At 32.4% G+C, this 12,700-nt stretch carries 24 protein-coding genes; all 24 read right to left on the bottom strand.

The features are described from left to right. Positions 1-217 precede the first annotated feature (217 nt). Entirely contained in the window at positions 218-574 is a 357-nt protein-coding gene (locus AACZ92_RS15800; protein WP_339703425.1) for a VOC family protein, read from the bottom strand. Positions 575-634: 60 nt separating this feature from the next. Next, entirely contained in the window at positions 635-1,087 is a 453-nt protein-coding gene (locus AACZ92_RS15795; protein WP_339703422.1) for a DUF1569 domain-containing protein, read from the bottom strand. A 2-nt stretch (positions 1,088-1,089) separates the two neighbouring features. After that, positions 1,090-1,467 carry a nuclear transport factor 2 family protein gene (locus AACZ92_RS15790; RefSeq protein WP_339703419.1) on the bottom strand — a complete coding sequence of 126 codons (378 nt, stop codon included), beginning with the start codon at positions 1,465-1,467 and terminating at the stop codon, positions 1,090-1,092. 18 nt (positions 1,468-1,485) lie between these two features. Continuing rightward, the gene (locus AACZ92_RS15785; RefSeq protein WP_339703416.1) at positions 1,486-1,902 is read right to left on the bottom strand and encodes a VOC family protein; all 417 of its coding nucleotides are present in this window, start codon (positions 1,900-1,902) and stop codon (positions 1,486-1,488) included. Positions 1,903-1,915: 13 nt separating this feature from the next. Continuing rightward, complete coding sequence (locus tag AACZ92_RS15780; RefSeq protein WP_339703414.1) at positions 1,916-2,383, bottom strand: DUF2703 domain-containing protein; 468 nt, start codon at positions 2,381-2,383, stop codon at positions 1,916-1,918. Between the two features lie 74 nt (positions 2,384-2,457). Further along, positions 2,458-3,000, bottom strand: a complete 543-nt coding sequence (locus tag AACZ92_RS15775; protein ID WP_339703411.1) for a sigma-70 family RNA polymerase sigma factor — start codon at positions 2,998-3,000, stop codon at positions 2,458-2,460. A gap of 22 nt (positions 3,001-3,022) precedes the next feature. After that, positions 3,023-3,421 (bottom strand): VOC family protein, encoded by a 399-nt coding sequence (locus tag AACZ92_RS15770; RefSeq protein WP_339703408.1) that lies wholly within the window; start codon positions 3,419-3,421, stop codon positions 3,023-3,025. 22 nt (positions 3,422-3,443) lie between these two features. Further along, positions 3,444-3,839 carry an SRPBCC domain-containing protein gene (locus tag AACZ92_RS15765; protein ID WP_339703405.1) on the bottom strand — a complete coding sequence of 132 codons (396 nt, stop codon included), beginning with the start codon at positions 3,837-3,839 and terminating at the stop codon, positions 3,444-3,446. A gap of 78 nt (positions 3,840-3,917) precedes the next feature. Continuing rightward, positions 3,918-4,244 carry a hypothetical protein gene (locus tag AACZ92_RS15760; RefSeq protein WP_339703403.1) on the bottom strand — a complete coding sequence of 109 codons (327 nt, stop codon included), beginning with the start codon at positions 4,242-4,244 and terminating at the stop codon, positions 3,918-3,920. Beyond that, positions 4,241-4,768 (bottom strand): DinB family protein, encoded by a 528-nt coding sequence (locus AACZ92_RS15755; RefSeq protein WP_339703401.1) that lies wholly within the window; start codon positions 4,766-4,768, stop codon positions 4,241-4,243. The genes AACZ92_RS15760 and AACZ92_RS15755 overlap by 4 nt, the downstream gene beginning before the upstream one ends. A 73-nt stretch (positions 4,769-4,841) precedes the next feature. Next, positions 4,842-5,423 carry a Crp/Fnr family transcriptional regulator gene (locus AACZ92_RS15750; protein ID WP_339703398.1) on the bottom strand — a complete coding sequence of 194 codons (582 nt, stop codon included), beginning with the start codon at positions 5,421-5,423 and terminating at the stop codon, positions 4,842-4,844. A 56-nt stretch (positions 5,424-5,479) separates the two neighbouring features. After that, positions 5,480-5,860 carry a VOC family protein gene (locus tag AACZ92_RS15745; RefSeq protein WP_339703395.1) on the bottom strand — a complete coding sequence of 127 codons (381 nt, stop codon included), beginning with the start codon at positions 5,858-5,860 and terminating at the stop codon, positions 5,480-5,482. A 138-nt stretch (positions 5,861-5,998) separates the two neighbouring features. Beyond that, positions 5,999-6,811, bottom strand: a complete 813-nt coding sequence (locus AACZ92_RS15740) for a helix-turn-helix domain-containing protein (RefSeq protein ID WP_339703392.1) — start codon at positions 6,809-6,811, stop codon at positions 5,999-6,001. Between the two features lie 167 nt (positions 6,812-6,978). Continuing rightward, positions 6,979-7,224, bottom strand: a complete 246-nt coding sequence (locus tag AACZ92_RS15735) for a hypothetical protein (protein ID WP_339703389.1) — start codon at positions 7,222-7,224, stop codon at positions 6,979-6,981. After that, on the bottom strand, positions 7,221-7,589 hold the full coding sequence (locus tag AACZ92_RS15730) for a DUF1801 domain-containing protein (RefSeq protein ID WP_339703386.1): 369 nt from the start codon (positions 7,587-7,589) through the stop codon (positions 7,221-7,223). Before AACZ92_RS15730 ends, AACZ92_RS15735 begins: the two co-directional genes overlap by 4 nt. Positions 7,590-7,594: 5 nt before the next feature. Further along, on the bottom strand, positions 7,595-8,230 hold the full coding sequence (locus AACZ92_RS15725; protein WP_339703383.1) for a DUF998 domain-containing protein: 636 nt from the start codon (positions 8,228-8,230) through the stop codon (positions 7,595-7,597). A 19-nt stretch (positions 8,231-8,249) separates the two neighbouring features. Further along, positions 8,250-8,462 (bottom strand): DUF4287 domain-containing protein, encoded by a 213-nt coding sequence (locus tag AACZ92_RS15720; protein WP_339703380.1) that lies wholly within the window; start codon positions 8,460-8,462, stop codon positions 8,250-8,252. Positions 8,463-8,464: 2 nt separating this feature from the next. Then, the gene (locus tag AACZ92_RS15715; protein WP_339703379.1) at positions 8,465-8,848 is read right to left on the bottom strand and encodes a DoxX family protein; all 384 of its coding nucleotides are present in this window, start codon (positions 8,846-8,848) and stop codon (positions 8,465-8,467) included. Further along, entirely contained in the window at positions 8,835-9,344 is a 510-nt protein-coding gene (locus AACZ92_RS15710; RefSeq protein ID WP_339703376.1) for an SRPBCC domain-containing protein, read from the bottom strand. The genes AACZ92_RS15715 and AACZ92_RS15710 overlap by 14 nt, the downstream gene beginning before the upstream one ends. After that, the gene (locus tag AACZ92_RS15705) at positions 9,344-9,850 is read right to left on the bottom strand and encodes an SRPBCC domain-containing protein (RefSeq protein ID WP_339703373.1); all 507 of its coding nucleotides are present in this window, start codon (positions 9,848-9,850) and stop codon (positions 9,344-9,346) included. The genes AACZ92_RS15710 and AACZ92_RS15705 overlap by 1 nt, the downstream gene beginning before the upstream one ends. Then, a complete protein-coding gene (locus tag AACZ92_RS15700) occupies positions 9,840-10,172 on the bottom strand; it encodes a metalloregulator ArsR/SmtB family transcription factor (RefSeq protein WP_339703370.1) in 333 nt (110 codons plus the stop codon). Before AACZ92_RS15700 ends, AACZ92_RS15705 begins: the two co-directional genes overlap by 11 nt. A 401-nt stretch (positions 10,173-10,573) precedes the next feature. Further along, on the bottom strand, positions 10,574-11,404 hold the full coding sequence (locus tag AACZ92_RS15695) for a DUF5694 domain-containing protein (RefSeq protein ID WP_339703367.1): 831 nt from the start codon (positions 11,402-11,404) through the stop codon (positions 10,574-10,576). Positions 11,405-11,948: 544 nt separating this feature from the next. After that, the gene (locus tag AACZ92_RS15690; RefSeq protein WP_339703364.1) at positions 11,949-12,251 is read right to left on the bottom strand and encodes a type II toxin-antitoxin system RelE/ParE family toxin; all 303 of its coding nucleotides are present in this window, start codon (positions 12,249-12,251) and stop codon (positions 11,949-11,951) included. Next, positions 12,248-12,490, bottom strand: a complete 243-nt coding sequence (locus AACZ92_RS15685) for a type II toxin-antitoxin system ParD family antitoxin (protein ID WP_062623210.1) — start codon at positions 12,488-12,490, stop codon at positions 12,248-12,250. Before AACZ92_RS15685 ends, AACZ92_RS15690 begins: the two co-directional genes overlap by 4 nt. Positions 12,491-12,700: the final 210 nt, after the last annotated feature.

Raw genomic sequence — 12,700 nt, 5'->3', positions numbered from 1 at the left:
TTTAAAATTAGTAAATTCGAATTAATAACTGTCCTATTTTTAGGGAAGCCTACAAGGGAACTTATTTTTTATTTGTTTTTTTATTCCCTTTGCTTGTTTCTTTTTTAAGATATTCGTTTTATATACCTCTATCATTTTATAACCATTATAATTTTATATAACAAAGAAAACTAGGAGTTGTGACAACCCTTTGACAGCTTTTATAGTTGTTAAAAAGCTAAACATAATGTGACAATAAATTGATTGTGGCTCCATTGGGGTCTTTTACAAAAAACCGTCTTACTCCCCAACTTTCATTTGTTATTGGGTATACAATTTCAATTTTTTGCTTTTTGGCACGTTGAAACCAGTTGTCTATGTTCGATACTTCAACTGATAAAAATATTGCCGAGTTATCTAAAGGTTTGTTTTCGTTATTTCTGAAAATTGAAATTTGTGCAGTTGTATTTTCATTTGACGCGAATGTCACGATCCAACCCAAATCCATCGCTACGTCCATTCCTAAAAATTCAGTATAAAACTGTTTACTTTTCTCTATGTCGTTTGAACAAATATTTGGAACAATTCTTCGCATGATTACTTTTTTTCGTTGTGTGAATTTGATTTTAGTGTGTGTTTAAAAATCTGATTTAAGTCAAGCTCCAAATTGTCTTAGATGATGGTCTGTATGTTTATATACCAAAATACCGATTTGCTCTTTGGTCATTTTACCAAAAAAATCGTGAATGAAATTAGGGTTATTATAGTTTTCATAATTACGTAGCAATTCTATCCATTTCAATTTTTCCGACTCCAAGTCGCCAACTTTGGCTTGTGGTTTAAATTGGTCTGAAGTAGGAATATTTTTGTCAAATGGTTTGTCGTCTTTTATCATTCTTTTCATCGCTATTTTGCCGAATATTTTACCCATAAAAGCTTGCTTATACGTATGATTTTCTGTCCCAAGTATCCATCCATTCCAATAGGTATTGTGTTTTAGCACTTGGTACACATTCATTTTACCCCATAGCGCTTTGTTATCTTCATTAATTTGCTGAATTCTCTTGATTAACTGTTCTCTGGAGTTTTGATCGAAAATGGTTTTCATAGTTATAATTTAATGCAGTATGAAGTTATTGTTTTTATTTTTTCTCCTTTAGTGCTTTGAAACACATAAAAATCTGAAAACGCATATTTATTGCCATTTTCCATTATCATCATTCCATTAGCTGCCCCTTCTTTTCCGTGAGATAGGATTTGATTTAATTTCAATTCAGATGCTTTTACAGCTTGCATTCTTTCTAATTCAGCGGTGAAAGCTTCTATTCCTTCAATTTTTTTGTCCCCGATGACATTCCATACTATGCCCTCAGTTACTCCTTCGATTAAAAACTCAACATTCCCTTCTGCAAACGCTATATTAAATTGCTTTAAAAATTCCATTTTGGGTGAATTCCCACAATTGGGACTGGCTATTATTTTGGTCATTTTCTATCGTTTTTAAACTTACATATTCTCATTAGACAACAAGTTAAATTTATGCCCATCTGGGTCGGTAAAAACACAAACATAAAAGCCATTATCATCATAAAAAGCTTTCCTATCCTTGTTAGAGTCGAATACAATTTTACCTCCTGCCTTGTCTATTTCTGTTACCCAGTTATTGTATTCTTCTTTGCTTTCTGCTGCCATAGAAAACATCACTTCATTACCCTTGTTTAAATCGGCTGTTTTACCTTCCAGACTCGATTCTAATTTTTCTGTTTTAAAGAAGTGAATCACAAATTTATCAGGACCAAAGAAGAAACTGACCAAATCATCTGATGGGCTTCCATTTAACTGAAAGCCCAATGATTGATAAAACGTTTTAGTACGCTCTATGTTTTCTACGCCAAGGTTTGCCCAAATTTGTTTTGTTTTCATAATGACTATATTTTTAACTACAACTGCAGTCCGAACTTGTTATCATTTCTTTGTTTAAATATTGAAGAATGTATGCTGACATCTCCATTTTTTCTAACTCTTTTTTTGGTTCAAAGTATCCCTTCAACAAAACCTCTATCAATGTTTCTTTTGTGGGTTCAGATGTTGTTAGGCTATTCCAAGTCCATTCTCTTTTTTCAGATTTATCAGTTGCGTGATTAGGATAAAAATCAAGATTACCCACTCTTATCGTTGGGGAAGCTATGATTTGTGCTTTTTCAGCATCCTCAATTGTCTTCACTGATGTTGATTTGAAAAAGATTTCGCAATCCAAATTATCAAATAGTTTTTGTACCTCCTGAATTGCTGAAACTAATTTACCTTGAACTGTATCGCAGGCTGAACAAGAGTTGTTTTCATTGCTAGGCATTTCTACTTGAATTAGTTCTACTTTTAATACTTTTTTTGTTGCTGTTTCCATTTTCTTACTGATTTAAAATTATTGTTTATCGCTAAGACTTTGGAAACACTAAAAAGACGCAATAATTTGCTTTTTTATTTTAAACAACAGGTTTTGGTTATATTGTATGACATAAATTGGTGATCTGATGCTTCAACCTTTCCGCACTCTTCAAATTTTTCTTTTAACATTTTTCTCGCCCTTTGAATTCTTGACTTCGTTGCCGTTAAAGTTAAGCCCATTTGGGCTGCGACTTCTTTTTGAGATAATCCTTTAATATCTGAAAGGTGTAATGGCAAAGCATATTTCTTTGGTAGTCTGTTTATAAAATTATGAAGCCATACAAAAATATTTTCATCATACTCGTGGTGATTTGATACGTCTAGATTCTCAAAACTCTCTATTGATCTTGTTTGATTCGACTTTTTATAATAGTCACTAATTGTATTCTGCGTAATCCTGTAAAGCCAAGCTTTTATATGTGTAACATTGTTTTTATGCGTGCAATAGTTAGCAACTTTTAGAAGTACCGATTGCGTAATATCATTAGCATCTTCTTCATTTGATACTCGTTTTTTCACAAAAGCTTTTAAGTCCTTTTGGTAGGTTTCCCAAATGGTATACATATCGCATTTCATATGGTGCTTTTTTTATTTTAATCTATCTCCAATTCAACTGCCAAGAAACTCCAAACCGATCTTCTATAAAAGCAAATTGTTTGCTAAAACCGTAATTGTCCAATGGCATTTTTACATCCCCATTTTCGGATAGCTTTTTAAAAAGATGTTCAATTTCTTTATCATTCTCACATTCTACCCAATTGGACACCGCTGGCGTAAAATCCCATTCGTGTTGGATAAAACTGTCGCTACAAATAAACTGCTTGCCGTTTAACTCAAAAATTGCTTTTACAACAGTTCCTTCTTTACCTGGACCCTCTTTTCTGTATCGTTGAATATCAATCACTTTTGAATTATTGAACAAATCGATATAAAAATTCATCGCTTCTTCAGCATTGTTTTTTTGAAATGTTAGAAAAGTAGTGATTTGTTGTTTCATAGACTTATTCTTAAAAATTGATTTAGTTTTCGCAATAATTTTTCAATCGATATAAGAACATTGCCCAATTGTAATTACACCATCTGTAAAAGTCGGTTCTTTCTCGCCAATTAAAGTGTTTAAGAATAATAGTTGTTCTATTATCTTTCCCAGTAAGCTCAAACGATACTTTTGTACCTATCCATTCTTCATCTGAAGCGATGCATTCCCAAACAATTTTACTGTTTTCTACAAGTTCAAGAATTATAAATTTTGTGATATAGCCTTCATCAAAATCAAATTCATTGATAAAACCAACCTCAGGTTTCACCTTGAGTTTCTTCGTCCATATTTCACTTAATCCTTCTTCTGAAGTCAGCGCACTGTAAACCGTTTCTTTTGGTGCTTTTATGTAAATGATGTGCTCAATGCTATCCATTTTTTAATTGTTTGTTGTTGCATTAATGATTAAGAGTAAAATTCTAATAGTCTCTGCATTTACGTCTGACAAATTGTTTTAGAGGTTTCCGTAGTACACTTTAATATTGATTATTTTTCCATCCTTGATTTTAAAATATTCTGCATTTTCAATTTCACGCTTGTCATACGTTATTGCTTTATAGCTTAGAAAAGCTTCATTTTTATCATCGATGAACTTCAAGATTTGATACTGTTCTACACTTTTGTTAAATTCCCAACACTTTTCGAAATATGAAGACTTATCCAATTTATTGTCGTGAGGACTACTGAATTCAAACCTGTCATCAAGAAGGTTTTCTAAAGTTGTTTTATCACTGTTTTCATAACAAGAAAAATAAGTTCGAACTATGTCCTCATTTTTCATTTTGACTGCCGCTCTTTACCATTATTTAATGCTATTCTATTTTCTAATTGATGAAGGTGTCTTTGGGTGTGATAGATATTGAACCAGACCCATTCAAATCTTGTAAATTCGCCATATTCTGGAATGGAAAAATCGATACATGTTAAAGATAAATCTCTGTTTATTATAACCTCTTTAATTTGCTCAATCCTATCTTCTAAGGCCTTTATTAAATCTTTTTTGACTATTTTTTTCTTAGATGGTAAAATCGCTTCTGGGGAATCCATTTTAATTGAAGTATCTAAAAACAGGGTTTTAATCGGTTCTAATTTTTGGTCAAATGGTCTTACTGTTTTTTCAGTATTACCATTTAATGTTTGCACAGAGGCATAGGATTTTAAGATATGCTCCCCAATTTGTCCAGCTGACCAGCCTTTTTTAGGGGAAAAGTTTATTTGTTCTTCTGATAAAGAGGCAAGTGCATTTAATAAACTCGACGTTGTTTTATGAAATTCTTTAAAAGTTTTTTGTTGTTTATTTGTCATTTCTCGTTCTAGGTATGTGTTATTTACAAATTTCAAGAAAAGAAATCAATAAAAACTTGCCCTATGACAAGTTCTACCCTTGAAGTGTCATTTCCTTTCTGATTCTACTTAAAGAAGTATCAGTAATACCTAAATAAGTAGCGATGTATTTTAAGGGCACTTCTTTTATAATTTGTGGCTTTTGGTTCATCAGCTCCAAATATCTTTGCGAAGCACTCTGTGTGTGCATTGTAACAGCACGATGTTTTGCTATAAAAAGCTGTTGAGACATCCAGCTTCGACCCCATTCGGTAAAACCATGTATGGTGCTATACAAGTTTTGAAACTCGTTAAACTCAATTTTATAGACTTCACAATCTGTTAAAGCTTGGATGTTTTCTTTTGATGGGGTACGTAGAAATAGAGAGGCTACCTCAATCAGTATTTCATTTGGACCAAAAAAGTCAGTAGTAATTTCATTGCCATTGTAATCGATAACATAGGATCGAAATAAGCCTTTTTTAATGAGATAATATTCATTACTTATTTTACCTTCTTTAAGTATGGTTTCATTCTTTTTAAATTGAACTTCTATATGAGCCTGAATAATGCTTTTATAGTCTACTTTTTTTATATTAGGATGCTTGTAAACTTTCTCAAAAAAGGAATTTGACATTTTTTTCTTTAAATTTAAAGAAAAATAAGTAAGCACATATCAATAATCAACCTGTTTTAATTTCCTGGTGTTGTGTAAGTAACCATGTCAATTCCAATTCCATTTGGATCCACAATCACAAAATGTCTATCTCCCCAATCTTCATCTCTTATCTCCACTTTAAATGCAACGTCTTTGTTTTTGAGTAGTTCGTAAACTTCATCTACATTTTCCACTTCAATGGTTAAATAAACGCCTCGACCTTCAAAAGGTTGTTGAAATATTGGTTGCTGACTTGGATGGTTGGGTTTTAAAAAACTAATTTCGGCCGACTCATTTGGCGTATGCATCAGTACGTAAAAATCATTTTCGAATGTGATTCCGAATCCTAATATCTCCGTATAAAAGGCTTTAGTTTCTTGAAACTTCTCTGTAATAATTCCTGCGTTTAATTTCATTTTGTTTGGGTTTTGCGCATTTGCTAAAATTGTAAATAGCGAGAATGCAATTAAAAACATGTGTCTCACTGTATTGTTTTTGTAGGTACAAATTTAGAATGAGCCACCCTATTATAATTGTAAAAAACGGACATCCTTCTACCGAAAAGCTTCGGTAGGGGTTACCCCATAAAAGGTCTTAAATTGTTTGATAAAATGAGCTTGGTCAAAGAAACCTACGTCAAAATAGAATTTATTTTCTTTCAGACTTTGCTTAGCGGGTTTGGCATTTAAAATGTATTGAAATCGAACAACATTGCTAAACGCTTTTGGGGTGGTTCCTATATAAAAGTTGAAAATTCTGCGCATTTGTCTTGGACTCAAACCTTTATTTAAGTCACTTCTGGCGTTTAAATATCCCTTATTTTTAAAAATCAGAACTAAGTAATTATAGAAGCGTAGGTCTAAGTCAATAGATTGTTTTTCTATTATTTTCTTTACCTGTTTGTTTAATGCTGCTACAATATCTTCAAAACTTTGACTTGCATCAAATTTAGTTTCGATCCAGTTTGAGAAACTTGGCAACACTTGCTTTAATTCCTGATCTTGGTTACTCAACGATTGTGCGTTAACGTTAAAAAGCAATGGAAATGCCGCTGGCAAAAATCGTATTCCAATGTAATTAAAAGCGTTACCAATAGGGAATTCAGTAAATTTTCTGCAAAAACCCATTATAAAATTTTCAGTCGGGTTGTTAGGATTAAAAAATATATCAATACATCCATCAGAAACCACGCGATACATAAAAGGCTCATTTAAAGTTTTGTAAGTTTTAAGCTGCCAAAAACAGTATATGAAACTCGCTACCTCTTTTTTAGGAATAATTTCCTTGTACACAATCCCTTTATCTTCATCCTTAATAGTTGGTTGAATGGGTTTGTAATAGTTTCTTATGGTTTGTAGTTTTTTCACACTAATTAAAAGTTGAACTTTTCACTATATTGGTAAAATCTAAATGTTATGTGAGCGTAAATTATTTTTGCCTCATTCGGTTCGCTAACAAAGAAAGGCCTAACACCCCAATATTTATGGTGCTATTAGATAAACGATTTCAACATTTTTCGTTTTGAACAGTCATACTAATATTCACTATGCTTTACTTTAATAGGTAGTAAAATAGGTTTATTATCCCGAAGTTTGTTCTCTGTATTTTGAATCATTGTTATTTGAGCTTGCTTATTTTTATTAGATGCAAAAATTAAACCCCAAATCATATCCATCACCCATTTCATATCTAAAAACTTAGTATAAAATTTTTTGCTTGCCTCCCTATTATTGGCATAATTATTAGGAACTATTCTTAAAATGGATGTTTTCGTTCTCAATCTTTTTTATTGTCTAATTCAATCGCTTGTAAAATGTAATATTCGAGTACATCATCTTTATAATCTTTAGGGGCACTCAGTCTTAAGTTTAGTGATTTTTTTCCAACGCCTTCCAAGAGGTTATACTTGTCTTTAAATTGTTTACCATCCGTAAATGAAAAGGTAATTCCTTTTAAGGTAGGGCTTACTGAAATGATAATTCTATGATATCTATACACTGGAACTCCATAATATTTTTCAGTTCCTCCTCGCATTTCTTCTTTTAGCGTTGGAAATTTAGTTTTGATCAAGCTCCTAAATTTTGTAAAAATGGGTTGATGCTCTTCCTTGATTTTATCTTTTATAAATTGATTAATAGTTTTCATATAGGCTAATTTTTGGAATTAGATTTTTGTAGATAATGAGCACAAGCCCAAATCCAAATCGCACAAAACACGATAACGATTCTACCAAGCCAGCCAATTGGAGTCTCTTGTGTTATCATACCGTTTGTTTCACTCAAATAAATACCCATAGTAGCTATTAAACTAAATTCTAAAACCCACAATATTATGGTTAACAGAAGTATGTTTTTTTTATAAGGTTTAAGTTGTTCTTGTTTTCTGAATTGAAAAGTAATAAACACCGTAGCTAAAATCATACATCCTAATAACCCTGCTGCAGCATTATGAATTTGACCGCTTATTGTCATCTGATCTGGTAGGGTGCTTACTGGATCGGTATTAAAAACACCTGCTAAGAAATTACCAAGAGATGCTAATATTAATAGTACACCGCCGACTTTTAAACCAATATTAGATAATTTCTTAATTAGGTATATCCCTAAAAACAGGAAGCTTATACCAAGTGAAAAGAACGTAACTTTCATTAACCAACCTGCATTTCCTAATCCATATTCGCTAATAGGCTGCCAAATTGGATTTACCGAGGTATCAATGATATGTAAAAATACTAACAGAATAATAAATCCAATAGCACTTATTTTGGAAATTCTTAATTTGTTCATTTAATTTAAAGAATGATTTTTATTTTCTTTTCCCTTGAATGTAAGCATACATAGCCATAGCGTGACCGTGCCCTAACTCAAATTCTCTTTTTAGCCAATTGGTTATTTCGGTAGCTTTAACAGCTAATTCTCCATTAATAGTAAACCCTTTTTGTTCAGCTAAATTTTGAAAATCTTGAGCAGTTTTACCTGTTTTTTCTTCGATGTTTTTGATGTATGTTTTGAATGACATAATTATTTGTTTTTAATATTTGAAATTATCTTTTGGCTATAGACATAAGAAACTGTTAGTACAGCACCCACAATAATTGGCATTATAATCTTAACCAAAATTGTGTCTACTGCCATATGACTTATGATTGCAAAAATTAAATTGAATGTTAAGCCTGCATAGGCCCATTCTCTTAGTTTAACGGGAAGTTTTGGAAGCATTATTGTAGTTGCTCCTACTATTTTACAAACTATTAATGCATAAGCAAAGTAGTCTGGATAGCCTAATGGTTTGGTTCCAGCATTAATATATTCGTGGGCAAATAAAAGCGTTACCAACGGTATTAAAGCCTCCATTGCAAAAATTACGGAAGTGGCTATCCAGAATATGACTTTATTCTTTTTCATTTTTTAGGTTTTCCAATAATTCGTCTAATCTTTTTAATGTAGATTTAAGTCCATCTTCCATTCCCATCTCTATTATAGTTTCTAAATCTTTTAGAGAGTTATAGGATACAATGGTCTCAACTTTTGATTTTTCATTCAAATCTAAAAAACTCACGTGCCATTTTGCTCGTGGCATATTAGGATTTAGCGTTCCATTTTCATCACAAAATCCATCTAGCGATTTGTAATAATCAATAGGTTTAATTTCGGTAAAATCTGTTCGTCCCCAATGCTCTGTTCCGTTTGGCTCTATCATAGCGTATAACCAATATCCACCTTCCTTAAAATTCATCGTGTTTGTTTTGGCCGTCAATGGTTTAGGTGCAAACCACTTTTCTAATAATTCACTTTTGGTATAGCAATCCCAAACAAGTTGTCTTTCAGCGTTAAATTCACGTATAATAGTAAGCGTGTTGTTATCCTTGTTAATTAAAAAGTCAAATTGTAATCTGTTCATTATTTTTTGTTTTTTGTTACTAATAGGTCGTCTAAGTTTGATAGTGCCATTTCAAAACCTTCTTTAAAACCCATTTCAATCATAGTCTCAATATCTTCCATTTTATCGTGCTTTAAGGTACTATCTACCAATGTAATCTCATTTTTTTCTGTGAAAAGGTTTGTCCAAAGCGAACGTGGTTTTATTGTATTTTCATTTCCATTTTCGTCACAAAAAGCATCTAACCAAGACAGCAATTTGTTTGTTTCAATTGCTTTATAGTCTGCCTTACACCATGTTTTTTCCTTTTCAGGACTTACCATTGCATAGAGCCACATTCCACCAACCTCTAAATGCAATGTTTTAGTTTCGATATGATAAGGTTTTGGTGCCCACCATTGATTTAATAACTCAGCTTCGGTCCAAGCTTTCCAAACTAATTCAAGGTTGGCATTAAATTCTCTTTGAATGTGAATGGTTTTGTTTTTCTTGTCCACGGAAAAGTTAAATAATAAATTATTTTTCATTTTTATTGTCTTTAAGGTTGTCTAATAAATCATCCAGTTGGTTAAATCGATTTTCCCAAATGGCTCTAAACTGCGCTAACCATTGATCGATTTCTTTCATTTTTTCAACTTTAAGTTGGTAGTGGATTTCTCTCCCTTTTTGATTGGCCTCAACCAAATCACATTCATTTAAAATTTGAATGTGTTTGGAAATGGTAGGTCTTGCCGCATCAAAGTTTTCTGCAATTACTCCTGCCGTCATTGACTGGGATGTTAGTAATACTAAGATTGCCCGCCTTGTTGGGTCGGAAATCGCCTGAAAAATATCGCGTCTTAATTTCATTGTGAAGTTATTTGGCTACAAATGTATGTGAAGTCATTTGACTACGCAAATATTTTATTGATTATTTATTAAAACCTGTAAGATGTGACGTTTTATTTATCTCTTCTACGCATTTTCTATAGCTATTTTGTTCAGAAATCTGGCTACGGGGTTAATTTGGTTTTACGCTATTTAAGTACCCGTGAGCTAAACGGGCAGATACATGTGAATTACGTAACCCAGTAGGCAACCTCTGCAAGATTGGATCATCTATTTATAGATTGTGGTCAGATTAATTATAGCTTATAATTATATTGCTGCTAGTGACAACTTAAGAGGTTGATTCTATAAAGGCTGTGAAGGTTGTAATATGGTATTAAAATAGTGTTTTTTATAAAAGCAGTTGTTGTACTTAGTACTTTTTAGTAAGCAGTATATTTATTCGGATTTTCTAATTGAAATCTCGGGTTATTTTCAAGAAAAATATCAAGGTATGCTGTGTGTGTCGCTCCCAAAAGAATAAAAATTCTATCATTTTCGGTCATTTCTATGTCATTCAAATTGCTATACATTTTTAAATTCCGTTGGTAGAATTTAGTAATTTCATCAACTCCTTCTTGTTTTCCTTTGGTATGTTGTGTTGCTAAGAAATTGTATAGGTTAAATGTTTCCATTTTATAATCTCTCGTGTTAATCGTCCGAAATTGTTCTTTAAATTTTAAAGCGTTTACCCTTTGGTAGTTATTCATAACTTGTGAAATATAAAGACTGTCGGTGACTTTTTTATTGGCTATCTCGACTAAACTTGGGTAATCAAACCCTGATTGGCTGTCTATACCATAAATTCGGTTTGTGCCACTCAACCGTGCGACTTCAAGACCGATTGAATTTAATTCGTCCGAGTAATTTAATCTTTTGGTTTGGTCTTTTACATATTCTGAATATGTCGAAGCTATATAGTCATTGTTTATCGGTTCTAACTCAAGGCAAATAATAGTCGGTTTGAATTCAACGATCTTTTCAACTAGTCTTTTTAAATCAGCTTTTTCATCTGGGTCATTCAAGTCGATTTGGGAGGAATTTGCGTCTGATGTCTGGCTTAAGTGCGCAGTTCCAAAATTTAACACCCTAATTTTTCCGTTTCTTTCTGTTTCAGGGTTTTGTTTATTCTTACTGTTTTCTTTCCCATTTTTGATTTCGGTATGGCAACTAAATAAGATTAAAGTTGCTACTCCAATTAGTAGTTTGTTCATGGATGTAGTCTAGTTTTTTTTTGGTCAATTTTAGCTTTCTTGAGTGGCTTCTCGCAAACATAGGTATAAGGTTCCCATTAATGTATGCAATTAATTTATATACCCTATTCTGTGTTATAGCCTAAAGATACATGTATCACCTTATTGGTTGTACAATTTAATGGCATTTTTTGTTGCCCTTTTGGCGTGCGCCACGTTTGTATAGGTCTAGTCGAGATAGAAAAATAAATAACAAAGCTCACCAAGAAGTAGATTTACCTGTATCACAAAACAACGTAGGTGACCACCCAAGGGCTGGATCACTTTTATAGACCGTGGCCGGGTTATTATAACTTACAATCACACAGATGCTGGTGGCCACGCTTGACGATGGACCACATATAGGATGCGGAGCAAGTTATTTAAAGGCCGTTGAAATACTGATAACCCTATCGGGATTATTAACATTTCAACACAATCATTATGAAGTGATTAAAAAAACAACATATTATATTTGAAGAACTGAACTAGTGCTTTTCATAGGATACGGGGTATTGTGCAGTTTTTATTTCAGTCGTTTTTTAATATCCATTCTCTGATGTAAAACTCTAACGATTTCTACAATCTCATTATCCACTTTTCTGTAAAAAATCAGATGAGATTTAATTTTCGTAATTCTATAGTTTTTTCGAGTTTGTTCTGCAGATTTTCCTATCAAATAATTGTCAGCAATAAATTCAATTTCTGCTATTATTAAATCGTAATATCTGTCTGCTTGTTCTTTAGACCATTTGTTAAGAGTATAAATCCAAATTTTATCTAAATCCTCAATTGCTTGTTGGCTTATACGGTATTTGTTATTACTCATAAGTGTTTACGATGTAATTCTTTCAAATGTTGTTTTGGGTCAAAATTTTCAACAAATCCACTATTTTCTCCAACTTCTAGAGCTTTAATCAGTTCTCTTTCTTTTTTTTCTTCATGTTCTAACAAACGTAATGCAGAACGAATTACTTCGCTAACCGAACCATATCTTCCAGAATTTACTTCTTCTCTGATAAAATCCTCAAAATGATTTCCGAGTGATATTGATGTGTTTTTTCCCATTTTGACTATAATTTTACTCAAATATACCAAATCTTGGTAACGTAGTCAAATTGCACAAAACGGTTGGGCTATGAGTAGTTGCGTGGTTTAGCACTTAACTTTGCAAGTATACACCAAATTGAATATCCTCGAGGATTTTCAGAAGTAGGCAAGAGCAAGCAATTACTTATAGCCATTGTGCCTGTTGCACAAGTCTCGCCAAAGATAAAT

The sequence above is a fragment of the uncultured Marixanthomonas sp. genome, from assembly GCF_963974425.1.
Classification (GTDB): Bacteria; Bacteroidota; Bacteroidia; order Flavobacteriales; family Flavobacteriaceae; genus Marixanthomonas.
Note: the sequence above shows the minus strand (reverse complement) of the source record. Positions and strands in the feature narration are given on the sequence as shown.